The organism is Humibacter ginsenosidimutans (genome assembly GCF_007859675.1).
Lineage (GTDB): Bacteria > Actinomycetota > Actinomycetes > Actinomycetales > Microbacteriaceae > Humibacter > Humibacter ginsenosidimutans.
Genome location: NZ_CP042305.1, coordinates 3,189,695 through 3,214,842 on the forward strand (window position 1 = coordinate 3,189,695; position 25,148 = coordinate 3,214,842).

12 protein-coding genes and 2 pseudogenes are annotated in these 25,148 nt (G+C 63.2%); 13 read left to right on the forward strand and 1 reads right to left on the reverse strand.

Going from position 1 to position 25,148, the window contains the following annotated elements; genetic code table 11:
* Positions 1 to 348: 348 nt before the first annotated feature.
* The 9 genes and pseudogenes from FPZ11_RS14775 to FPZ11_RS14815 all read left to right on the forward strand — a co-directional run bounded on the left by FPZ11_RS14775 (position 349) and on the right by FPZ11_RS14815 (position 14,282).
* Positions 349 to 873 (forward strand): hypothetical protein, encoded by a 525-nt coding sequence (locus tag FPZ11_RS14775; protein ID WP_146321901.1) that lies wholly within the window; start codon positions 349 to 351, stop codon positions 871 to 873.
* Positions 874 to 1,011: 138 nt separating this feature from the next.
* The gene (locus tag FPZ11_RS14780; protein WP_146321902.1) at positions 1,012 to 1,833 is read left to right on the forward strand and encodes an efflux RND transporter periplasmic adaptor subunit; all 822 of its coding nucleotides are present in this window, start codon (positions 1,012 to 1,014) and stop codon (positions 1,831 to 1,833) included.
* 104 nt (positions 1,834 to 1,937) lie between these two features.
* Entirely contained in the window at positions 1,938 to 2,519 is a 582-nt protein-coding gene (locus FPZ11_RS20345) for an ABC transporter ATP-binding protein (RefSeq protein ID WP_367889447.1), read from the forward strand.
* A gap of 2 nt (positions 2,520 to 2,521) precedes the next feature.
* Positions 2,522 to 3,688, forward strand: coding sequence for an ABC transporter permease (locus FPZ11_RS20350; protein WP_146321904.1), 1,167 nt, complete (start codon positions 2,522 to 2,524; stop codon positions 3,686 to 3,688).
* Positions 3,689 to 4,346: 658 nt separating this feature from the next.
* Positions 4,347 to 5,650: pseudogene (locus FPZ11_RS14795) on the forward strand (ISL3 family transposase).
* Between the two features lie 536 nt (positions 5,651 to 6,186).
* Positions 6,187 to 9,726 (forward strand): MobF family relaxase, encoded by a 3,540-nt coding sequence (gene mobF / locus FPZ11_RS14800; RefSeq protein WP_146322913.1) that lies wholly within the window; start codon positions 6,187 to 6,189, stop codon positions 9,724 to 9,726.
* 126 nt (positions 9,727 to 9,852) lie between these two features.
* A complete protein-coding gene (locus tag FPZ11_RS14805) occupies positions 9,853 to 10,182 on the forward strand; it encodes a sulfate permease (protein ID WP_146321905.1) in 330 nt (109 codons plus the stop codon).
* A 155-nt stretch (positions 10,183 to 10,337) separates the two neighbouring features.
* The gene (locus FPZ11_RS14810) at positions 10,338 to 11,675 is read left to right on the forward strand and encodes a TRM11 family SAM-dependent methyltransferase (protein WP_146321906.1); all 1,338 of its coding nucleotides are present in this window, start codon (positions 10,338 to 10,340) and stop codon (positions 11,673 to 11,675) included.
* Between the two features lie 9 nt (positions 11,676 to 11,684).
* Positions 11,685 to 14,282 (forward strand): ATP-binding protein, encoded by a 2,598-nt coding sequence (locus FPZ11_RS14815; RefSeq protein WP_146321907.1) that lies wholly within the window; start codon positions 11,685 to 11,687, stop codon positions 14,280 to 14,282.
* A 417-nt stretch (positions 14,283 to 14,699) separates the two neighbouring features.
* Here FPZ11_RS14815 and FPZ11_RS20355 read toward each other — a convergent pair whose 3' ends face one another.
* A complete protein-coding gene (locus tag FPZ11_RS20355; RefSeq protein WP_146321908.1) occupies positions 14,700 to 16,400 on the reverse strand; it encodes a beta-galactosidase in 1,701 nt (566 codons plus the stop codon).
* A gap of 513 nt (positions 16,401 to 16,913) precedes the next feature.
* On the opposite strand from FPZ11_RS20355, the pseudogene FPZ11_RS20035 reads away from it, so the two are divergent.
* From FPZ11_RS20035 to FPZ11_RS14840, 4 genes and pseudogenes are all read left to right on the forward strand, one after another.
* Positions 16,914 to 17,951 (forward strand): annotated as a pseudogene (locus FPZ11_RS20035) (alpha-N-acetylglucosaminidase TIM-barrel domain-containing protein); the annotation flags it as partial.
* A gap of 1 nt (position 17,952) precedes the next feature.
* Positions 17,953 to 21,339, forward strand: a complete 3,387-nt coding sequence (locus tag FPZ11_RS20040; RefSeq protein WP_254712432.1) for an alpha-N-acetylglucosaminidase C-terminal domain-containing protein — start codon at positions 17,953 to 17,955, stop codon at positions 21,337 to 21,339.
* 183 nt (positions 21,340 to 21,522) lie between these two features.
* Positions 21,523 to 22,647 carry an ROK family transcriptional regulator gene (locus FPZ11_RS14835; protein WP_146321911.1) on the forward strand — a complete coding sequence of 375 codons (1,125 nt, stop codon included), beginning with the start codon at positions 21,523 to 21,525 and terminating at the stop codon, positions 22,645 to 22,647.
* Between the two features lie 298 nt (positions 22,648 to 22,945).
* Positions 22,946 to 25,108, forward strand: a complete 2,163-nt coding sequence (locus tag FPZ11_RS14840) for an alkaline phosphatase family protein (RefSeq protein WP_146321912.1) — start codon at positions 22,946 to 22,948, stop codon at positions 25,106 to 25,108.
* Positions 25,109 to 25,148: the final 40 nt, after the last annotated feature.

Sequence of the window (25,148 nt, forward strand, 5' to 3'; positions counted from 1 at the left end):
TGGATACGGAGCGGCAAGCGCAGATACACTGTCCTTAGGGCCAAGTGACCTATATGGGACTACAAAGGTGTATTATACCGTAGCGCACTACAAGCCCGCTCCTGGAAGCGCAACTATGTATGTCTCCGGAATGCAGTACTCGAACTGCGACATATCGTGCGGTGGCGGCGTGCTACACACCGGGATGCGGCCAAGCCCATCCTATTTTGAACAATCAAACTTCCCAGCTAACAACCCCGGCACGTCAGCGAAATACTACAACGAGAGCACCGAGACATACACCTGGCCCGCGACCTACTATTACTTCACCGCGCAAAATCAGGGCGTAGACGCTGGGCAGGATGATACGTGGACAGGGAGCATGACCTGGTGATCAGACTCCGCCACCCGAAATTTAGTACTCGTGACGCGACAGCCGAATCCGGGGCCAGGCTCGGAAGATACACGGCGCTCGCCGTGGTGACCGCGGCGGTCATGCTGGTCAACGGCTGTGCTTTATCCCCCACAGGCGACGAAGAACATGTAGCCAATCACCGATCCAGTAGCTCCAAGGAAGGCCCGCAGTCCAGCAAATGGCTGACAGCGGACTCAGCCACAAAGGAATATAAGGACACGATCGACTCGATGCCCTTTCCACTTCCCAAGGGCAAAAGCTATCCACCACGTTTGCCCGATGGATTTGTTCCGGATTCGGATTCTGGTGAGCTCCAAACCGGCGCAGCGGAAGACCAAGTGTGGTTTACCTGGCTCTGCGCTTGGGAGTCGGACTACCTCGGTTCAACGTCGAAAGACGATGCAACCGCTTCCGATCACGCACTAACAATGATCGAAAAAATGGCCGACTACAGCCTTTTACTCGAAGCATGTAGATGATCCGACCAATGCTTGGGTACACAACGTCGTAGATCCGGCACAATTGGGAGATCCTGCGGGTGTATCCAACGACTATCAAGCGATGTGTCCACAATTTCCTACTGTCAATTCTTCCGACAACTAGTTGGACGAATCTTCATGGCAAGCAAAACTATCTACGCGATTGCAGCGAGTTTAATAGCGTTGGTAGCTCTATCCGGTTGTTCCTATCATCCTCGGGTTTCGGGCAGCGACTCAAATGGGCAACGTGATGCCGATTCCAATATGCCGCGGACAGCCACCGTCGAGCCGCGAACGATCACGCCGGTTGTTACATTGCCCGCAACGGTCTCCAGCTCGTTTCCCTATTTGATATCTGCTCCATCAGCGGGCACTATTGTCGAGATTGACGACAATTCCTTTGTGGAACGTTCCACTGGCGGACGTGACGCGACTGTACACCTACCCGATAATGCGCACAATGTGACACCACTGGTTGTTGTCGGGCAGGAAGTAGCTAGAGCACAACCGATCGCGCAGGCGCGATATGACGGATTTGCGCTCGTCGCGGATGTTGAGGGAGCCGATCTCTTCCGCTTCGTTCACCAGCCGTCCGGCACAAGAGCTCAGGTCTCGGGAGCAGGAGCACCATTCAACTGCGATCTGTTGACGATCTATCCCGAGTCGCTTGGAGGCAAAACCTCCATGGTGTGTTCTGTGCCAAGTGACCAACCTGTAGTGGGCGGAATGACCGGTGTTGTGGCCTTCCGGTTTGCTACGCAAAAGAACGTGCCGAGCCTTCCGGTCGCGGCAGTGGCCGGAACAAAGAATACTGGATCAGTTTATGTTGTGCGCGCGAATGGCTCCAGCCGCGAGGTCGTGGTGCAGCTGGGTGAGTCTGACGGAGTAGATGTGCAGATTGTGAAAGGATTGTCGGTCGGTATGAAAGTAGCCTTGCCAAGTCCGGCGATGTTAAAGTGACGCCCATCCTATCGCTTGCCGGTGGCATAAAGAGAATACGTAATGGATCCACGATCTTGGCTGGTGTGAACCTCTTCATCGAACCGGGATCCATGGTTAGCATCATGGGACGTTCGGGCACGGGCAAGAGCACGCTATTGTCAGTTGCGGGACTCCTCGAGCCCCTTGATGGTGGAACCCTGAACTTTCTGGGTAACGATGTCACTAGGCTTGGGCGATCTGCGGAACGTCTTAGGCGGATGAACATAGCATATGTGTTCCAACGTTTCGCACTGTTCCAAGATCTATCGGCGTTAGAGAACATCAGCACACCGCTTCGACACATTCGTAAGCGAAGTGGGAGGTCTGTGCGTGCACGGTCCGCCGACGCGCTCGACTTGGTCGGACTCTCGGACAAGGCCCACCTCAGGCCGTCCAAGCTGTCTGGCGGCGAGCAGCAACGCATCGCCATAGCGCGCGCACTCGTATGTGAGCCACGCCTCATCCTTGCGGATGAGCCAACTGGATCGCTCGACCCGGATACAGGCGGTCTGATTATACGCCTTTTGCGAGATTGGGCACGCGACTCTGGGGCGTCGTTGATCGTCGTTACGCATGACCATGATGTGGCCAGACAGGCAGAGCGCCGATATATGCTTCACGGCGGCATCCTGCACCTCGCAGAAGGGTCCAGCTCGGAACGGTGAATATGTTCCGCATCGCGATTCAAGGAATAATTAGCGGAAAACTCCGCACTCTCTTACTTGCGGTATCACTGTGTCTATCCATTGTTTCTATCGTCACGGTGACCAGTGCGTCCTCTTCGGTTTCTAACGCGGTTCGAGCCAGGTCGCTCTTCGCAGGCGGACCCGTGGCCACGTATTCAATCCAGGGATTTGCCGGCGCCACGGGAGCCCTGCATGCGGCTCTGTGGGATACCTATTTGGCGTCGATAGCGGACTCAGAAAGGGTAGCTGAACTCGCACAACTTGATGGGGTGCGATTGTCGGCCTCCGGTGAGGCTTTGGACGCCTCGGTGACATTCGTTGATGACAAGTACGCATCCATCCATGAGCTTCCAATGCTTGCAGGAACCTGGTTCGGTCAACGCGAATATCCGTCGCGATCCGTCTCGGTAATATTGAATGATTCGGCAAGCGTGAAACTCAACCGCAGGGTGGGCGACACCGTAACGCTTCGCACAGGCAGCCAGTCGTCAACAGTGTCGGGTTACGTAATCGGAATTGTTCAGGACGGCGCTCCTGGTGAAGACTGCTACGTGGCGATCGGTTCCGCAAGGGACTATTTGGCCGAAAACTCCTTGTCTACGTCTTATTCGCTCCAATTCAGTTCGAAGTCACTTCGGCTCCCAGACGTTTTGGCCCGAATTCGCACACTCGAGATGGTTTCGACCGATTCGACCAATCTTCATGTTTCGCGCGTAGATACACTCCAGGAGCTAAGTAATGAGTTGGGGTCGGTTTCCCAAGGATTCGTCATCGTGGGCATCCTATCTTTGCTTGTGGGCATGCTGGCTGTAACCATCTCTGGTCTTAGCGCTGTAAGACAGCGCCGCGACGTGTTCATTTTGCGACGTGTTCTTGGTGCTCGTAGATGGCACGCACCCGTCATCACACTACTAGAGGGACTCCTAGTATCTATTCCTGCTTCTATTGCCGCCGTGCTGCTTTCGCGAGTCCTGTATCCGTGGATTGTTGGAGCGATGGGCTCACCGTTTGGCGAAGCTCCCCCGACATATTCTTGGGGCACAGTTTGGTTCGGAGTGGCGTGTGGGCTGGTATCAGCGATCGTCGGCGGGGCCTGTCCGGCCATAGCCGCATTGGGAAACGAACGGGTGAGAGTGACCCGGGCTTAGCAGTAGCATCTCTGACTGAAGAGGTCACCCAACTTGGCTCATGTGATGCGACTGTCACAGCTTTGGCTGTGGCATTTTGTTCCGCGCGGATGGAGGAGATCGAGGACGCCGACCTTAGTGCCGCACAAGGCTAAGGTAGCGAAGGCGCGCGACCGTGAGCTCCTTCCGCCTAGGCGACGTGGGCCTGCGGGTTAGCGAGGCACGTCCGCAACGACACCGACGACCACCATGCGGGCACGCCACTATGCGGGATTCCACTGCGTTAATTTGAATTTCGTTCTCTGGCGAGCTCTCTCTTCCAGACGAGCGGCGACGACATTGAGGCAACGCTGATTGGGTCGGCGTGCCGGCAAATTGTCGTGAGTGGCCTGGGGATCCGCACGGTGTACTTTCGCGACCAATGTGTCGTTATCCGCGCGGATGCGTGCAGAAGCCGCGTGTCCCGCGACTTTTGCACGTGACCAACTGAAGGGCCGCTCAACGTTGTCCTAGCGGCCACGGCAGCGAGTGCATAGTGATATGTGCCATAGAGCACATATCACTAAAGTAGCTCTTCGTGATCGAGCGTGTAGTGGGTTGAGCGCGTCGTTGGTGGGGTAGGTGTCGAGGTCTCCTTGAGGATGGAAGTTCTCACGCTCACGATCTGTGAGACCTCGACGTGCCGTACCCTACTTTTGCTGCGCCCTGCTTGACCACGTTCTGCCGTCTCGATGAGCTGGGCCTGGAAGCGACCGGACCGCCTCTCGGTCCGGATCGGTCGGTGCTGGAGTGCCGTGTCGTGGATCCCGATCAGTGGTGCCGCAGGTGCGGGTGTGCGGGGACACCGCGTGGTCAGGCAGTTGGCGCATGAGCCGTTCGGGCACCGGCCCACGACGCTGCTGATCCGTGTACGCCGCTACAAGTGCACGGGCTGCGGCCGGGTCTGGCGTCAAGACACAACGAAAGCGGCGGCCCCCCCCCCGGGCGAGGATCTCATGTGGCGGGCTGGCGTGGGGCCTGGCCGGTCTCGTGCTCGACCACCTGTCAGTCTCCCGCGTCGCCGCGGGCCTGGGAGTGTCGTGGTCGGCCGCGAACACGGCGATCCTCGCCGAGGGGAAGCGTCGCCTGATCGATGACCCTCACCGGTTCGACGGGGTCACCACGATCGGTGTCGATGAGCACGTGTGGAGGCACACCCGTCGCGGGGACAAGTTCGTGACCGTGATCATCGACCTCACCCCGGTACGAGATGGCACTGGCCCGTCCCGGCTGCTGGACATGGTCGAGGGCCGATCGAAAGCCGTGTTCAAGCAGTGGCTCGCTGACCGCCCGACACCGTGGCAGGAGGGGGGTCGAGGTTGTCGCGATGGACGGGTTCACCGGCTTCAAGGCCGCCACCACAGAAGAACTCCCCGACGCCGTCCCGGTCATGGGCCCGTTTCACGTGATCCGGCTCGCCGGTGACGCGTTGGAGAACTGCCGCCGTCGCATCCAGCACGACATCTTCGGCCGCCGAGGCATGAGAGGCGACCCGCTCCACCATGCCCGCCGCACTCTCCTCACCGGCACGAAGTTCCTCACCGACAAGCAGCAGACCCGGCTGGAAGCCCTCTTCCCCGACGAACGACACGTCCACGTCGAGGCGACGTGGAGCGTCTACCAAGACATGATCACCGCCTACCGGCAAGAAGACCGCCGGCTGGGCAAGTTCTTCCTGCAGCACACCATCGACCGGATCATCACCGGCGTCCCCGCCGGCCTCATCGAGCTCCGCAAACTCGGACGCACGCTGAAGCAGCGCACCGCCGACGTGCTCGGCTACTTCGACAGGCCCGGCACCAGCAACGGACCCACCGAAGCCATCAACGGCCGCTCGAGCACCTCCGCGGCACCGCCCTCGGCTTCCGGAACCTCACACACTATGTCGCCCGATCCCGCCTCGAAGCCGGAGGATTCAGACCCTACCTACACCCTCGTTCGTGAAGAGCCCCATTTGCCTGACCTTAGCAACTGCTCCACGCGCTAAAGAATGGTCGCTACGGTATATTTTGGTGGCTCGCGCTTGGTCAGCATACTTTGGGCATCACGGAGGATGCGGACGCTGAAACCCATGGACGGGGGTGGACTAACCTGCGTTTCGGCCATGTGAGGGGGGTGCCCGTGGGCAAGTCTGACAAGGCACAGTGAAGTTCGGCATGGCGTTGCGATGGTCGCGCGCGTCCGTTTCTGGCGTGAGCGCAGGCAGGCATGGGTCGCTCGGGACGAGAACGCTCTGTGGTCATCGGCTGCGTCCGGGCGGGTACGGGGCCTGCCGGGTTCTGACCCACGCGCAGGAGCGCCATCAGTGGGCGTGAGTCCCGGCTCGCGCGACGTCGAGTCGGCTCACGCCTTCGGAGTCCCCTCGTCCGAACAGCCACGCTTCTTGCAGATCGAGGTTGACCGCTCCGACGCGTCGCCGGATGTGACCGGAGTTCGCCGCTCACCTGTTCTTCCGAGGAGGTGGCGCGGTGACGGTGTCGATGCGCGTGATGTCGGCGGGCGACGGCTTCCGCTACCTCTTACGGACGGTCGCGGCAGGTGACGGAGACCGCAGTCTGTCGACGCCGCTGACGAGGTACTACGCCGATAAGGGCACACCGCCGGGATTCTGGCTCGGCACCGGCGTCCCGATGCTCGGGGCCGGCGAACTCCGGGTTGGGGACACCGTGAGCGAGACACAGCTTGAGCTGCTGTTGGGGAGGGGCCGTGACCCGATCACCGGGGATCCGCTGGGCCGCGGCTATCCGGTGTACGCCCCGTTGGAGAACCGGATCGCGGAGCGCATCGCCGAACTCGGCCCGACGTTGACCGTGGACGAGCGCGCGACCGCGGTGACGCGGATCGAGGCCGAGGAGACCGCGAAAGGCACGCGGCGGGCCGTTGCGGGGTTCGACTTCACCTTCTCGGTGCCCAAGTCGGTGTCGGTGCTGTGGGCGGTCGCGGACGCCGGCACGCAAGCCCTGATCGTGCAGGCGCATCACGAGGCCGTTGCGGAGGTCATTGCGCTGATGGAGCGGGAGGTTGCGGCAACGCGCACCGGCGCAACGGGCCGCGACGGGGCCGTCGCGCAGGTCGACACCTTTGGGCTGATCGCAACGGCCTACGACCACTACGACTCGCGCTCGAACGACCCCCACCTGCACACGCACGTCGTGGTGAGCAACAAGGTCAAGACCGTCCTGGACGGACGCTGGCGGAGCCTGGACGGGCGCCCGATGCATGCCGCGGTGGTCGCCCTGTCCGAGCTGCACGAGGGCGTCATCGCCGACCATCTGACCCGAGCATTCGGCCTCGACTGGGAGCCCCGGGAACGCGGCGAGGACCGCAACCCGACCTGGGACGTGGCCGGCGTTCCGATGGCGCTGATCGAAGAGTTCTCCTCCCGCTCAGCGCACATCGACCGCGAGGCGCGGCGCCTGGTCGATGAGTACGTCGCCGCGCACGGCCGTCAGCCGTCGAAGCCGACGATCCTCAAGCTGCGGGCGCAGGCCACGCTCTCGACCCGGCCGGAGAAGCAGATCCACTCGCTCTATGAGCTGACGATGGGCTGGCGGCAGCGGGCTGCGCGTTTGCTCGGGAAGGACGCGACCGGATGGGCGCGCGATATGACCGGCACGCCCGTCCCGGCCGCGTTGCTGTGCGCGGACGACATGCCGCTGGAGCAGGTCGAGCAGGTCGGCCGGGTCGTGGTTGGCGTCGTCAGCGAGAAGCGGTCGACCTGGCGCAGGTGGAACCTTTACGCGGAGGCATCTCGACAGATCAAAGGCTGGCGTTTCGCGTCGACCGAGGACAGGGAGACGATCACCGGAATGATCGCCGACGCCGCGGAGGCAACGTCGCTGCGGCTGACTCCGCCGGAGCTCGCGGTCTCACCGCCCGAGTTCCAAAGGGGCGATGGCATCAGCGTCTTCCGTCCCCGCTACTCGGAGCTCTACTCCTCGCAGGACCTGCTCAACGCCGAGGACCGACTCCTGACACGGTCGCGGACGACCGAAGCGCCGCTCGTGTCCCTCGAAGCCGTCGAGGAGGTCACGGCACGGCCAGACCGGCACGGCCGGGTCCTGAGCCTGGACCAGGCGGAGGCGATCACCGCCGTTGCCGTCTCCGGCCGCACAATCGACGTCCTGGTCGGACCGGCCGGTGCAGGCAAGACGACCGCGATGACGGCGCTACGAACCGCGTGGGAAGCCGAACACGGTCCGGGCAGCGTCATCGGGCTGGCGCCATCCGCGGTTGCTGCCGACGTCCTGGCCGACGACCTCGGCATCCCGACGGAGAACACCGCCAAGTGGCTCGATGAGTACCGGCGGGGCCGTGCGGACTTCCACGCCGGCCAGCTCGTGATCGTCGACGAGGCATCCCTCGCCGGGACGCTCACCCTGGATACCATCACCTGGCTCGCGCAGGAAGCCGGTGCGAAGGTGTTGCTCGTGGGTGACTGGGCGCAACTGCAATCCGTCGACGCGGGCGGCGCGTTCTCCCTGCTCGTCCACGACCGCGACGACGCTCCCGAGCTGGCCGACATCCACCGCTTCGTCAACGAGTGGGAAAAGCTCGCCTCACTCGAGCTGCGCCACGGACGCCCCGAGGCCGTCGACAGCTACGAAAAGCACGGCCGCATCCGCGGCGGCGAGACCGAGACGATCACCGAAACCGCCTACACCGCCTGGCGTGCCGACCTGCTGGCGGGCAAGGCCAGCATCCTGGTCGCGCAGACTCGCGAGATCGTCGGGGTCCTGAACGAGCGCGCCCGTCTCGACCGCGTCCTCACCGGCGAGGTCGACCCCGAGCACGAGATCAACCTTGTAGGCGGGTTCGTCGCCTCCGCTGGCGACGTCGTCATCACCCGACACAACGACCGCAGGCTCCGAGCCGGAAACAGCGGATGGGTCCACAACGGCGACCGCTGGAGGCTCACCCGCGTCCACGGCGACGGCTCCGTCACCGTCCGCCGCCCCGGCCACCGTCGCGGCGGCTCGGTCGTCCTGCCCGCCGACTACGTGGCCGAACACCTCGACCTCGGCTACGCCGTGACCGGACACGGCGCGCAAGGCGTCACCGTCGACACGGCCCACGCCGTCATCACGCCGGAGACCACACGGGAAACCCTATACGTCGCACTGACCCGCGGCCGCCAGTCCAACATCGCCTACGTCGTCACCGACCGCCCCGACGAACTGCACGGCAGGCCGCACGACGGCGAGCAGACCAGCACCGCCGTAGCCGTGTTCACCGACGTTCTCCAGCACATCGGAGCCGAGCCGTCCGCTCACGAGGCGATCGCCGCGGAGCAGAAGACCTGGACGAGCATCGCCCAGCTCGCCGCCGAATACGAGACGATCGCCGCTGCCGCCCAGCGCGACCGCTGGGTCCGCCTCATCAGGGGCGCTCCGCTCACGAGTGAGCAGGCCGAGGCCGTCCTGGCCTCCGATGCATTCAGCGCGCTCACCGCCGAGCTGCGCCGGGCAGAAGCGAACAGTTACAACCTCGACCAGCTCGTCCCGAGGTTCGTCGCCTCACGTCAGTACGAGGATGCCGACGATATCGCCGCCGTCCTCCACTACCGGGTGGCGAAGGCGACCGCCCGCCCTTCGGGGGCTGGGCGTGCCCGCCGCCCTTCTCGGCTCATTGTGGGCCTGATCCCGGAAGCGGCCGGAGTCACTGACCCCGCTATGCAGCAGGCGCTCACCGAGCGGGCACAGCTCATGGAGCAACGCGCCGACGCCCTGACGAACCTCGCCATGACCGACACGCCGCCGTGGATCACCACGCTCGGCACGCCACCGCGCGACCGGGCTCGACGAACAATGTGGATGAGACAGGCGCGAGTGGTCGCCGCGTATCGGGACCGCTACGGCATCGCTAGCGACGACCCGCTTGGGTCGCCGACAACCTCCGTCGCCCAACAGCTCGACCACGCGCGAGCACAAGCAGCACTCGACCGGGCACGCCTCCAGACTGCGCTGACCGATGAGCAGCGGACGGCCAGCCGACGAGCCGGGCCTGACCTTGGACTCTGACGGATGCTTCCGGATGTCGGGACGGGGGCTTACCCTGATGTCGAGCGGACAACACTGTCATCTATGCCGCAAGGCCGCCCTAGAGGTTCTCTTTCTACGCCGCTCACGACGAGAAGGAGACCAAGCATGTTCCGACTCATCTGGGGAGTTAGTGTCCGCGTCCACTACCTGCTGCGCTGGGCACCGACCAACCTGCTGGTCGAAAGCGTCTTCACTCGGCGCGGTCTCAAGTGGGGCGTCCCGACCATGTTCATCGCCGTGCCATTGCTCCTGGCGGCCGCGGCATGCAGCTCTGGCATCCACGACGGCGGTCCCGGCTGGCTCAGCCTGCTCGTCGCTCTCTTCATCTGGGATGCCCTGAAGTTCACGTTTGCGGGGCCTGTAAGCATCGTTCTGCTGATCCAGGCACGCAGACAAGAGACGCGTGCCCGGCGGCGCGCAGTCGCGGGATCCTGACCGACTCTGGCCAAACGATGGTCTGAATCGAGGAAGAAAGCAGAACGCAACGCTGATCCAGCCTCTCGATCGCAACGAGCCGGGCCAATCAACTCGCGGCACCGCGAGCCGGCCCTAGTCCGGCCATCGTCATACAGCAAGCGGGTACGCTGATCATGCGCGTCCGCGCCTCGCACAAGACTGAATCGGGAGTCGTGGAGAAGCAGCCTCTGTCCATCGGCAAACTCGACAAGAACTACACGCATCGACTTTTCCGGTATCCCGCGAAATTTCATCCGCCGGTCGTGGACGCGCTATTGAAGCGCTACACCACGTCGGGTGGGCTCGTACTCGACCCGTTTTGTGGTAGCGGAACCACTCTAGTCGAGGCAGCGGTGAACGGCCGGCGAAGCGCTGGATCAGATGTTGATCCTCTAGCAGTGGCTATCGCACACGCAAAGTCCCGGCAGTACGACGTTGAGGTTGTGCAGAAGACTGCACAACGCCTTACCGATCGTCTCGCTGAGGTTGAGCGCCCGTTGAGCGCATATGAGGATTTCAAATTCACGGACTTGGATGAGAGCGAGTACGCGAAGGAAATCGGGGACCTCTGGGTCCCCCAGATTCCGAAGTTATTCCACTGGTTCAGACGTTATGTAGTCGTCGATCTGGCGCAACTACACGGCATGATCGCCGCGGTAGAACATGAAGGAGCGAGAGAACTACTTCTAATCGTGTTTGCCGCAATCATCCGAAACTCCAGCAACGCGGACCCGGTGCCAGTATCCGGACTCGAAGTCACCAGCCATATGAAGCGACTTGACGAGGAGGGAAGGCTGGTCAATCCGTTCGCCCTGTATCGCAAGAAGCTGGCCTCGGCCCTCCTAAGCATCCGAGAATATGCGGACGCCTTGGTCGACGATGCCCTTGTCCCTGAGGTCTTCGAGTGCGACGCGACAGAACTCACTTTGAAGCAGAAGGCGGACGCGATCATAACTTCGCCTCCTTACCACAGCGCAGTGGACTACTACCGCCGGCACCAGCTTGAGATGTACTGGCTAGGGCTCACCGCAGGACAGAGCGAACGACTCGAGTTGTTGCCCAAGTACATCGGGCGGTCCCGCGTTCCGGCCTCGCATCCGTCGCTTGTTGAGCCATGGAAACCAACGCCACTCGCAGCGGCGTGGGAAGCGCAGATGGAGAAGAGCAGCCCGTCGCGAGCGCGGGACTTCCGCGCGTACATGGCCAGCATGGCGAAGGTCTTCGCACGCCTCGCCAATCTGTTGCCAGCGGATGCGCCGGCCCTGTTTGTTGTGGGGCGCAGCGCCTGGGATGGGGATGACATCCCGACCGACGAATTGTTTGTCGAGATGGCGGCGCATCTCTTCGAACTCGACGAGCATCTTACGTATCCGGTCATCAACCGGTATATGTCGTATGCGCGTCGGAACGGAGCCAGCATTGACGAAGAGCACGTGCTGGTGCTTCGTCGGCGATCAGATCACGAGCAGTGAGGGGGGCACATGTCAGACATTGACTCGCTGGATTTGGAGGTTCCGCTCGGGACCGTGCTCGAGACGCGCGGTGCGAAGGTCAACCCAATCGCTGTGCGGCTCTCGCGCGAACTGATAACTCTTCTGAGCGAACAGCTCTATACCAGCCCGACAAAAGCGATCGAGGAACTCGTCGTCAACTCGTTTGACGCCGACGCAGATAGTTGTTGGGTATTCGTTCCGGCCGCCTCGCCGGGAACCGATTTCGACGATTTGCACGTCATCGCAGTCTTCGACGACGGAGTCGGCATGGATGAGACGGGCCTCTCTGACCTTTGGAGAGTCGGTGCATCAAGCAAGCGTGAAGAGCAGACCCAGCGCTTACGCAAGCGAACTCAGATTGGCAAGTTCGGCATCGGCAAACTGGCCACGTACGCCCTCGCTTCAAGGATCACCTATATCACCTGCACAGGTGAAGGCGAGATCCTATCCGTCTCACTCTCCTTCGACTCCTTCGCATCCTCTGATGCTGGGGAATCGGACACGCCCGTTGAACTTCAGGTGATCCGGCTCGCAGAAAAGGATCTCATGGGCGAGGGTCGCATTCGCGAGCTGATGGCGGCAAACCGCCTTGACCCGAACGTGGCGCTCTCTGCAAGTGCTCATTGGACTCTTGTCTTGCTCGAAGAGTTCAAGCCGCGCGTCGAGAGGCTCTCGGTCAAGCGGTTGCGGTGGGTTCTCAGCACAGCGATGCCGCTCTCGGAGTTCCGCCTCCATCTCAACGGTGATGAGGTGGAGTCCAGCAAGGCTGCCCAGGGTGTCGTCGTCGAATTCGAAGTCGGGGATCTGCCTAGGAGCCGACTCGAGCGGATCAACGCCAAGTCGTCACTGCAGTGGGAGAGGATGCAGGTTCAGGGGGAGGGGCCTTCAGGGCTGAAGTCAAGCCTTCTCCCCAGCGGTGTGCGCGGAACGGTGATGGTTTCTTCCACGTCTTTATACGGCGGAAAGAGTGCCGACCTCATCCGCTCGCATGGATTCTTCATCCGCGTCCGAAATCGTCTTATCTCCGAGGATGATCCGCTCTTCGGCGTCCAGCCGCTGAGCTACGAGGTGTTCAACCGCTTCCGAGCCGACCTCGAAGTGGACGACCTCGACGCCGACCTCACCGCGCCCAGAGAAGGAACCGGTTCCACAGATCGCGTCTCGGCTCTCCAAGATCTTCTGATCGAACTGTTCAACGAGGCGCGGGCGCGTTGGGAGAAGGCGGAGAAGGAGCGGTTTAAGCAGGAAACGAAACGCGAAGATCAGCGGAACTACGTCAACCCGCGTTTTGTCGAACGACCATTTGCAGATGCGCTTGTCACGACTTCAGCCGAAGACGACGGCGAGTCGGGCGGATCGGACGCCGATGACTCCTGGTTCTACATGAAGCAGCCCCCGCCAGAAGACCTCCCCGATATCGTAGAGGGGCTTTACGAGACGACGGAGAGAGACCCGTTCCAATTCAGACTTGAAGAGTCCGGACGAGAAGCGCGCCTAGTTGTGTTCGACCCGGTCACCAGAACATTCGAGGTCAATGCAGATCACGATCTTGCTCTGGCATACAAAGACACGCCTCAGGCGCTGGATCTCCTGTACGACTTGGCCGCTGCGGAATCTCTACTCGAAACATATCTACGCGAGGTTGGATTGGCACCGAATCTTGTCGGTGAAGTCCTGGAGCGGCGAGATGGTCTGTTCAGGAGCCTCGCTCGAGAGAGGGTGAACTCGCCAGCGGCGATTGCTGCTTCGCTTCGGGATGCAACTGCCAGTGAGCGGGATCTCGAGATCGCAATGGTGGTGGCTGCCAGAGCCCTCGGGTTTGTCGCGAAGCACATTGGGAATGCCGGTCGGGCTGATGGGATTGCACGATTCACCGATTATCCGACGGGCAACGTCAAGATCACGCTCGAAGCCAAGTCGAGCGCCGATGAGCCGAGCTTAGGAGCGCTCGACTTTGCCGGACTACAACAGCACAAGAACGACGAAAACGCGGTCGCCTGTCTATTGATTGCGCCGCAGTACCCGGGTGGAAGCCAAGGTGACAATGCGGCTGCCGCAAAACGCGCTAAAGAACTCAAGATCAGCTGCTGGACGATCAATCAACTGGCAGAGGTCGTTGGCGCCATTGCGACTCGTGACATCACGGCACGCCACGTACTCGCGATCGTGTTGAACCACTTTACCCCCGAAGATGTGACTCACGCGATCGACGAATTGCTGGCAGACACAGAAAATGCGCCTCGCGAATTGGCGGTGCACATGCTCGCCGCACTGCGTACCCTCGAAAAGACGGTCCCGGTAGATCGTGTGCGCAGTCTGGATATGATTTCACCGGAATTGGGACGACAGTCACTTCAGCCGTCGCAAAAGGAGCTCAAGATCGCGCTTCAGCAGTTGGCTGGCGCTAGTTCTGGCGCTATTTCGATCCTTCAAGACGGTGAGCGCTTTCATCTCAATACCTCTGTGGAAGAGCTGGAACGTAGGGTCGAAGCGTGGGCTCACAACGGGAGCTCCACCCGACGAGGAAGCACGTTCCACGAGTCCCCTTTGCCTGGCCACACTCGACCGGGTCTTGAAGTTGACTAGTCCGCGTACTTCTACAAGTGCTCTGGCGCTAGCAGCGGCGTGCCTGGCTGAACGAATGAGAACCTCCGCGTGGGATGTGGCTCTTTAAAGGCCCGCGCCGCTGCCGGTTCAGGTGTCCCCCAAGTGTCCCGAGTGTCCCGAGTGCTGTGTTCCTCACCGCTTCCTGCGTGGGTGGAGTGCACAGCGTGCGAACGCTCGCGAAGTCCAAGAGGCCCAGAAAACAGCGGGTTCCTGCCTGTTACTGGCTCCGACAGACCCGAGAGCCCAGGCATGCCAAACCCCGGCGCACCACCCTGCTAAGGTGGAGTCCCCGCAAGGGGACCGAGGGTTCAAATCCCTCCGTCTCCGCCGATCGAAACCCCCGGAAACTCAATGCTTCCGGGGGTTCTTCCTTTGCTTCGATCCGACGGACGTGCGTCATTGCACGCTCAAGTTGCCGGCGGATCGCCACTCGATCGCGGTGCCGCAGTGCTCGAGTTCGAGGATGGTGACCGCGTTCACGCCCGGGCGCAGAAGCGGTGCCGGAACGTACAACGGGAGCTCGGGTTCGCGGCTCCGATAGCGGCCGAGGAGAAAGCCGTTGATCCACACGAAGCCCGAGCCGAAGCCGGGAAGCATGAGCGATGCATCGGCGGGGTGACCGACCTCGAGTCGTGTGACGGCGACACCGGCCGTGCCCTCTGGTGCGCCGGCGGCAAGCGCCAGCAGCTTCGCGTCATCCCAGCGGTCGAGCGCGATCGGCACGGCACTCCACCCTTCGATGACGTCGTCGCCCAGCATCACATCGCCGAGGATGCCTTTGTGCTGGCCGAGGAGCGGCCCACCGCTGGCTCGTCCGCAGTTCTCGACGAGAAGATCGAGTCTCGCCTCTCCGGTAGTGTCGCCGAGATCGAGCACTCCTTCCGGGCCGTCGATGACGCCTGCAGCCCGCCCGTCGATGAAGACGAACGCACGGTCGTGCAGACCGGTCACTCGCAGTGGGACGCCGCGGAGCAGGGCGCGTTCGGCTCGGTAGAGGACCATCCCCGCCCCCAGGCCCAACTGCTCGAAGCTGGGTGGTCGGAGCGCGGGCGGCGGCTCGACCGGAGACTGCACCGCCTCTAGAAGTCCGGCGCCGCGCTCCACGGAAAGCACTCTGGTCAGTTTGGCGCGTGGCGGCGGGAAGAATGAGGGCATGCCGGTTCCGGCTCCCGGCCACAGGATCTCTTGAAGTGCGAAGTACGTCGGAGTGGGCGCACCGTTCTGTGCGATCGGGACTTGCGGCGCAGAGTCCGCATCCGTCGCCCCCGGAGTCGCATCGTCGTGGGCGGGCGATTGCCACAGGCCATGGCCGGTGCCGCCGTGTGCCATGAAGACGATCATCGAACCATCCCGAGCGAGGATGCTTTCGACGTCTCGGCGGGCATCCTGCGCGCGCGACTCATCTCGTTCGTTCCCCAGCTCGGCGAGCACACCGCGAAGTTCCGTGTACGGGAAAGAGTCGCTTCGGCTCGGATCGTCGGCACTGTCGCCGTCGTAGATGAGTTCGACGATGCCGCGATCGCGGAGCGCCGCAGTCAGCCAGGTCGAGTACTTCGGATCCACGTCCGGGCCATGGCGCGTCGACTCGCTCTGCACGGCGATGAGGGGACCACCGCCACTCGACTGCAGTCGGGCGAGGCGCGGAACCAGCTCGTCGAACCAACGTTCGACGGCACTCAGGTACCGGAGATCGACGCTGCTGAGGCGAATGCCTTCTCGCGCTCTCAGCCAGGCGGGCAAGCCGCCGTTGTCCCAGCCCGCGTCGATGTAAGGGCCGGGCTGCACAATGACATCGAGACCCGCATCACGAGCGATCAACAGGTATCGCTCGATGTCGCGCCAATCATCGAAGCGTGGTCGGCGTTCGATCGCCTCATGAAAGTTCCAAGCGACGGGGGTGTGCAACGCGTTGACGCCGAGATCGGCCAGGCGGGACATGCGGTCCTGCCACTGCGCCGGATGCACGCGAAAGTAGTGCATGCTTCCAGCGATCACTTGGTGAGCATGACCGCGGCAGTGCAGTGCATGATTCGTGGCGACGAGCGTCGGGTGGACCGCTGACACGGTCGTCGGCGCCGCCTCGAGCGGTTGCGTCATGCAGGTGACTCTCGCACACGAAGTCCATCTGTGCCAAACATTTCATTGACAACCGAGGCCGTCTACAACTACAATGCTCGGATATAAAGTTTATCAACTAAACTAATAGTGACCGTCGAGCATGCCCCGAAGCGTTCGCCTTTCCGCGGACCCGCGTGGTCGTCGGCTGACCCGGAGTTGAGAATGCCTGCAACGAAGCAGTACCGATCGCGGCGCCGCACCTGGCTGTCTGGCCTGGCGCTGATTGTTCCGGCCTTGTTGGTCGTCGGATTGGTGCCCACCGGCGCCGCGCTCGCCGATGACGGCGACGCCATCGCGCAGTGGGACTTCACCACGGGCTCGGCCACCGACGTCTCGTGGAACGGAAGCGACGGAACCGCGGGCAGCGGCGTGAGCTTCGACACGACGAATGGCGCGACCTTCGACGGAACGGACAACGGCGAGATCACCGTCGGCTACAACTCCCTGCACGACTATCGTCCCGATGCTGCTGGCGCTGACGGAACATGGCGCATGGAACTCGACGGGGTCACACCGTCTGCGGTCGGCCCCGACTACCGCACGATCGTCGGATCCCGATCCAACGACAACGGCTGGGCCGTGTACGTCACCAACCAGAAGAAGCTCGAATTCTGGATGGCGCAGAACAGCGGCAGCACCACGTACGCAACGGCGAAGTCGGGCGTCACCGCGGCCGTCGGCGGCACCTACGACATCGTCGTCGAGAAGACCGGTTCGCAGATCTCCATCTCGGTGACCGGGTCTGCTTCGGGCAGCGGCACCGCGACGTTGGGCGGAGGATACAAGGCGGTCGGCACAGATGCGCCGCTTCGATTCGGGAACGGCGGAAACGCCGGCAACCAGTACTTCTTCAAGGGTTCAGTCAAGAGCGCGACCGTCAATGTCGACGAGTCGGACGGCGGACAGCCGCCGACAACGCCGCCGGTCACCGTTCCCAAGCCGGTGTATCCGCTTCCGGACTCGACATACGAGCAGGCAGCGCATGATGTGCTCGCGCGCGCCATCGGCACCGCGGCGGACCAGGTCGCGTTCACTCTTGCCCGGTCAACCGATGGCATCGAGAAATACACGATCGGCGGAACATCGGGGCACATCGACATCACGGCGACGACACCCTCGGCCTTGACGGCGGGAGCGGGCTGGTACCTGAAATACGTGGTTCACGCTGCGGTGAACCTCGGCCAGCCGAATCCCGTCGTCCCCGCGACTCTGCCTGCGCCCGCGCAGGCGATCACGAACACCGCGCACGAGGGATATCGCTATGCCCTCAACGACACCAACGAGGGATACACCGATCCGTATCTCGATTGGAACGGTTGGCAGCAATTCCTCGACAACCTTGCGCTGCACGGCATCAATCAGGTCTTCGTCAGCGTCGGAACGGATGCCGTCTACGAGAAGTTGCTGCAGAAGTACGGATACTCCGCCGATGAGGCTCGTGCCTGGATCCCTCAACCGGCGCATCAGCCGTGGTGGGTCCTCCAGAACATCTCCAGCGACGGCCAGGACGCGATGACGCAAACGCTCCTCGATGAGCGTGCGCAGCTCGCCCACCAGATCGTCGACTACGCGAACGACCTCGGCATCACCCCCTGTGATCCCCGGCTACTTCGGAACGGTTCCGACGGACTTCGCGCAGCGCAATCCGGGTGCGAACGTCGTGGCTCAGGGCACGTGGAGCGGATACGAACGGCCGAGCTGGCTCGACCCGACCAGCACGCTGTTCGACAAGGTGGCCGCCGACTACTACAGCATCTCCAGTCAATTGATCGGAGACGCCGGCGCCTACAAGATGGATCCGCTGCACGAGGGCGGCAAGTCGGGCAACATCTCCGTCTCGGGTGCGGCCACCGGCATCGAGAAGGCATTGCGCCTGGCTCACCCGAACGCGATCTGGGTTCTGTTGGGATGGCAGAGCGACCCCTCGACGACCCTTCTTTCCGGGATCAAGGACAAGAGCCGGATCCTGATCGTCGACGGTCTGGCCGATACGCGGACCACTCTGGATGACGAGTCGCGCTGGCCGGGATTCCCCTACGCCTTCGGAACCATCTACAACTTCGGTGGAAACACGTCGATCGGGGCCCTCACCACGGTCTGGCTCGACCGTTACTTCGCGGCGCGTGCCAAGGCGGGCTCTGCTCTGCAAGGCATATCGATCCTGCCGGAGGGCTTCTACAACAATCCCGCCGCATTCGAGCTGATGTCCGAGCTGCCGTGGATGGACAAGGCGCCGGATCAGACGCAGTGGTTCCACGACTACGCCTTGGGCCGCTACGGAACGAACGCGGCAGCGGACGCATGGACGACGATTGCCGACACCGTGTATTCGATGGACCCCATCGGCACGCACAGCGAGTCGCAGGACAGCCTGTTCGATGCGCAGCCGAGCCTGACGACGACGAAGGCGCGCTCATGCTGCTCGGTGGGTCAGGTGCGCTATGACTTTCCGACCTTTGCGACGGCCTTGCCGAAGCTGATCTCCGCCAGCCCTTCGGTCGTGCAGCACGCCGCCTACGACTACGACCTCACCGATGTCACGAGACAGGTGATCGCCAACACCAGCCGCGACCTGCTGCCGAAGATCAACACCGCCTACCAGGCGGGTGACGTCGACGAGTTCGACTCGCTCACGGCATCCTGGATCGCACTGATGAAGCAGCAGGACGCGGTGCTCGCGACCAACTCCGACTTCCTGCTCGGCACCTATGACGATCACGCAGCCGCCCAGAACGGCGACGTGGGCGTCTACGACCTTCAGAACCTGCTGACGACGTGGGGGACGAAGGCGAGCTTCTCGCTGCACGACTATGCGAACCGTGAGTGGCAAGGCCTGGTGGGCGACCTCTATGTCTCTCGTTGGCAGCAATACTTCGCCAGTCTGCGAACAGCGATGGTGAAGGGCGGCAGCCCGGCCTCGATCGACTGGTATTCGGTCGACGAGGCCTGGGCGAAGGCCGACCATCACTATGCCGACAAGCCGAGCGGGGACATCGTCGTCGAAGCGGGCAAGGCGGTGAAGATGCTCGATCAGGGCACGGTCTCGCTGTCGCTGTCGGCATCCACGATCCGACCCGGCTCCGCAGGAACGGTGACGGCCACAGTGCAGAACACCTCCCCGCTCGGCGATGTCGACACGGTTGACGTCTCACTCGCCACCCCGGACGGGCTGAGCGCCACAGCGACATCGGACACGAAATTGACCGATATCGCCGCGGGCGAGAAGCGCACGGTGACCTGGAATGTCACTGCAGACCCGGATCAGGTCGCCGGAGTGGTGTCGACGCTGACCGCGACCGCACAGGTGAACGCGGGAGGCGAAGAAGACACCAAGACTGCTACGTCGACAGTGCTGGTGGGCACGGAGCCGGCGGCACCGTGGAAGACGTACACGACGGAGACGAGTCCCACCTTCGCTCAGGCCGGCGGTCAGATCGGCATCGAGACGACCGGCAACGACTTCTCCAAGACCACACGACGCTTCTCCGCGGTCTACCAGCAGTCGACGATGAGCGTCGGAGAGACGGCGATCGTGCATGTCGACGTGCAGGACAGCCAGGCGACGCGACCCTATGCGCGCTCGGGGATCGCAGTCAGTTCCGACATGACCGCGGCCGACTCCCCGATGGTTCTGCTGTCGCTGACGCCGCTCAATGGATGCGTTCTCACCTGGAACGGAACGAGCAGCGGCTCTCTCGACACTCACCTCTATGCGCGAGAGCTGTCCGGACCCATGTGGTTGCGCCTCACTCGAACTGCCGACGGCTTCGAAGGCGCCTGCAGCACCGATGGCGAATCGTGGACGACGCTGGGAACCGCCAAGCCGGCCGGTATGTCTGACGAGCCGGATGCCGGACTGCTCGCATCGGCGGTCAACTCCGGAGGCACGGATGCCGTGCTCGCCGCGTTCTCGCAGTGGTCGGTGCGTGACGGGCAAGAAGGCGACCTGAAGCTCTCCTCCTCGACGGTGAAGGCGGGCACCGACGTGCAGGCAACGGGTTCGACGTTCCCGTCGTCGGCGAACGTGACCCTGTCGTTGCGCGGACAGGACGACGACGCGACGCCGATCGCACTCGGCACGGCGACGACGGATCGTGACGGTGGTTTCACTTCGTCGCTGAGCATCCCGGACTCGGTCGTCGCCGGTGACTACACCGTGGTCGCAAGCGGTGCCGGGGTGACGGCCACAGCGCCCTTGAAGGTCACGGCGGCCGACAAGCCGAGCGCCACCGTGACTGTGTCGCCCTCGGCGGTGTCGGCTGCACAACTCGCCGACCCCGGCGTGGTCGTCACGGGAGCGAACTTCCCGTCGAACGGAGACGTCGCGCTCAGTATCGACGGTGCGGCGGCAGGCTCTGAACCTGCAGCGGCCGATGGGAGTGTCACGATTCCGTTCCGCTCGACCTCCCTGCGAGCAGGGACGCACACCGTGAGGCTCTCGGCAGGAAACGTGTCCGCCGAGGCGCAGCTCGTCGTCCTGCCCGATCCGGTCGTGACGCTGTCGACGTCGTCGGTGAAGGCGGGAGGCGTGGTCACAGTGACGGGTGAGCACTTCCCTGCATCCGTCACGGCGACGATCGAGTTGCACAGCGACCCCGTCACGCTCTCCAAGCTGAGCACGGACTCGAACGGGTCCTTCTCCGTGAGCGTCACGGTTCCGAAGGATGCCCCGACCGGAAAGCACGAGATCGTCGTCACAGCAGGGACGATCACCGCAGAAGCCGCGATCACGGTCACCGACGGAGGGGCGGGGGCCGGGACGAACCCCGGATCCGGCACAGGAGGGACGAAGCATGACTCGGACGGTGGACTCGCATCCACCGGTGTCGACTTTCCGTTCTGGCTTCTCCTCGCGGGAATCGGACTGATGCTGCTCGGCGGTTCGGCGTTCGTGGTGAGGCGTCGACGTAACGGCTGAGCGAGCACGCCGCACGGGCAGGGAGGCGCCTTCCTCTGCCCGTGCGGTGCCGCGCGTTCTGCGCCGGATGAGAGAAGCCGATCTGTGATCGCGGGGCGAAGCGCTCTGGTCGGGCGCGTGGTCGAGAATGGAGCCGACCCTGTCGTCAGGTCGTGCTTGCAACCACGAGAGCCGAGGAACACCATGACCACCGAGGCTCTCCTGCTCTCGCCTTCGGACCTGCGCAACGAGCTTCCGGGAAGCAATCCGGCTCGGCTTCTGAAGCTGCTCTACGAGGAGGGCGATCTCTCGCGCGCGGATCTCGCGAGAGCAGTCGGCCTGACCAAGGCCACCGTCTCATCGCTGATCGCCGAGATGATCGAGCAGGGCCTTGTCATCGAGACGAGGCATCGCACGGTGGACCGGCCGGGGCGTCCGGCCGTCGACCTGAACATCGACTACGACAACTGGACGGTCATAGCGGTGGACCTTTCCGCCGACCACGAACTGCGCGGCGCCCTGGTCGACCTGAAGGGCACGGTGTACGCGTGCGAATCCATGCCGACGGGTGGGGCGCTCGGTGGTGCAGCCCTGCGGATGGCGATCGAACTGGTCGACCGACTGCGCGAGCGTGCCGATCGTCGAATCCTCGGTATCGGCATCTGTGCGCCGGGAATCGTGGACGCGAACGGCAGGGTGCTCGCCTCCCACAACCTCGACTGGGTGGGAATCCCTCTGCAGAAAGAAATCGAACAGCACACGGGGCTGCCGACATGTGTGGCCAATGATGCCAACGCTGCCGCCCTCGCCGAACGCAGCCTGCAGGGCCGAGACACCGACCTCATGTTGGTGAAGATCGGCTACGGCGTCGGCGCGGGGATCATCGCGAACGGCAAGCTGATCCTCGGATCGCACTTCGCCGCAGGCGAGATCGGCCACGTCGCGATCGGTGAAGGCGTCGGACCGTTGTGCGTCTGCGGCCGTCGAGGATGCCTCGAGGCCACCTTGTCGCTGCCGCGTCTCGAAGCACGGTTGCAGTCCGCTTCATCGGATGACGAACGTGTCGACGTGCTCTCGGATGCCGGGCATCGTCTCGGCATCGCGCTCGCTCCGCTGGTGGGCTCTCTGGGAGTTGAGGCCGTCATCGTCACCGGTCTTCCCGAGACCTATACCGCACCGATGCTCTCCGCTGTCAAGGACGCCTTGCGCCCTCGGATAACCGAAGAATTGCTCGAGTCGCTGGACCTGCGAACGAGTCGGCTGGGTGACGACATCATGTTCCAGGGCGCCGTGATTCTCGTGCTCGGTGCCGTGCTGGGGATCCCCTGATCATTCGAGCGGTGCCTCTGCATTGGGATGCGGCATTCTCGGCATCAGATTGGCATCGATAACATTGATCGTGGACAGAGAATGTCCTGGCGCCACTCGGGATTCTGCGACCGAGTGGTGGTGAACGTAAAGAATCAGAAATCTGATTGATTCGTCAGTGCCGATCAGGCTCGTGCATCGAGATCGCGCATCGAATTGTTCATTTAGGTTCAATTCACCAGGCAATGTGATCGATCACTTGACCCAGCACCCTCGGCATCGATAGCTTCTCCCCGCGAAGCACGACCGAAGGAGATCGATGTCCAGCGAGCCGCAAGCGTTCACGCCGGATCCGTATGAGCGCGAGCAGACCGTACCCGAGCAGATCCTGCGTTCCGGGCTCTCGCGGCGTCGCATGCTCCAGGCCATGGGGTTGCTGGGCGGGGTCGCCGCCGTCGGCGCAGGAGTCGTCGACGCGGCGACGCCCGCGAACGCGGAGCAGACCGCGACCGCGGCCAAGTACGTGCTGCCCGCCGGCTTCAAAGGCGACATCACCGACATCAAGCACGTCGTCGTGCTGATGCAGGAGAACAGGGCGTTCGATCACTACTACGGCGCCCTGCCGGGAGTGCGAGGCTTCGACGACAAGCAGGCGTTGAAGTTCCAGGACGGCACCGACGTGTTCTCGCAGCCCAGCGGCTCGTCGTTCGTCAAGCCGAACCGCGTCACCACGGTGGCGGGCACCACGACGGGCCTCGATCACTCGTACGCCGGCGGCAGCTCGGCGTGGGCATCCGGCCGCTACAACAACTGGGTCGGCGCCAAGGGATCAGCGACGATGCACTACGTCACGGGTGAGGAGATCCCCTGGCAGTGGTCTCTGGCGAGCGCTTACACCATCTGCGACAACTGGCACGCGTCCGTGATGGGGCCGACGACGCCGAACCGGCTGTACCAGTGGTCCGGCTCGTCCGGCGGCAGCGCCGACAACGGCGACGAGTCCTCCGGCCTGCGCGACTGGCAGACCTACCCGGAGGCCCTGCAGGAGGCCGGGGTCTCGTGGCGCATCTACGTCGACAACAGCAACAACGGCACCAGCTGGGTGGGCGACTACACCGACAACCCGATCCGCGGGTTCGCCACCTTCACCACCGCGGGCACGACGGCGACGGATGCCGCGAACCGCGCGGACGCGACGAAGAACGCGCCGGGAACCGGCCTGATCTGGCGCGCCGGATCAGCTCCGTACGCGTCGACCGGAGCACCCAACAATGACAGCGACGCGAACCTCGTCGGGGTGCTGAAGGACTTCATCGCGGCCTGCCAGCCCGGCGCGCAGTACCCGCTGCCCGAGGTCTCCTGGGTCGTCGCGCCGTACGGATGGTGCGAGCATCCCTCTGCGAATCCCGAGCACGGCGCGCACTTCTGCAATCGCGTCATCCAGACGCTGCAGGCCAACCCCGACCTGTGGAAGAGCACGCTGCTCATCATGACGTTCGACGAGAACGACGGGTACTTCGATCACGTGCTGCCGCCGTACGCCGAGCCCGGCACGGCCGGCGAGTACATCGGGAACACCCCGATCGGGTATGGCGCCCGGGTGCCGAGCATCCTCGTCTCGCCGTGGACGCGCGGCGGCTGGGTGAACAGCGAGACCTTCGATCACACCTCGATCATCCGGTTCCTCGAGACGTGGACGACGGCCATCGGCTCGCCAGCGCTGAGCACCACGATCACGCCCTGGCGCCGAGGCATCAGCGGCGACCTGACGAGCGCCATGGACTTCGCACACCCGGTCGTCGACACGCCTTCGCTGCCCGACACCGAGGCCCTCGTGCAGATCGCGCGTGCAGGCGGGACCATCGCGACCCAAGTGCCGCCTGCAGACAAATGGGAGGGCGTCACACTGAAGCATCGCCCGCTGTCGTTCCACCCGCACGGCACGTTCGTCGAGGACCGCGACTCGGGAACCGTGACGGCTCATCTCAGCCTCTCCGGCGGTCCCGCAGGCAAGACCGTGAGCCTGCAGGCGTTCCCTGACAAGTACCTGCCGTTCACGAACACCCCGCACACCGTCTCGGCTGCCGCGCCCGCGACCTACAGCTGGGATGCGACGACGCACGACGGCCGCTATGCGTTCTCGATCTACGGCCCTGACGGCTTCGTGCGGTCGCACGCCGGAACCGTTCTGCCTGCCGGACAGAACAACGCGGGCGTTCCGCGGGTCGACGTCGACCTGGTCTCAGGCGACACCCCCGTCGTCACCATCACTCTCCACAATGACGGCCTGCAGCCCGTCCACTTCGCGCTGACGGCCAACGACTACGACGGCGGAGACCGCACTCTGTGGGTCAAGCCAGGAGCGAGTTCGACGGTCGAGTGGCCCACCGACGATGGCTACTACGACGTGATCATCACCGCTGACACCGGAACCGGGTGGCAGCACCGCTACGCCGGACGCGTGGCCCAGCTCGCCGCCTGAGCCGTCACGGTCATCCCGAATTCCCGACAACTGGAGAAGC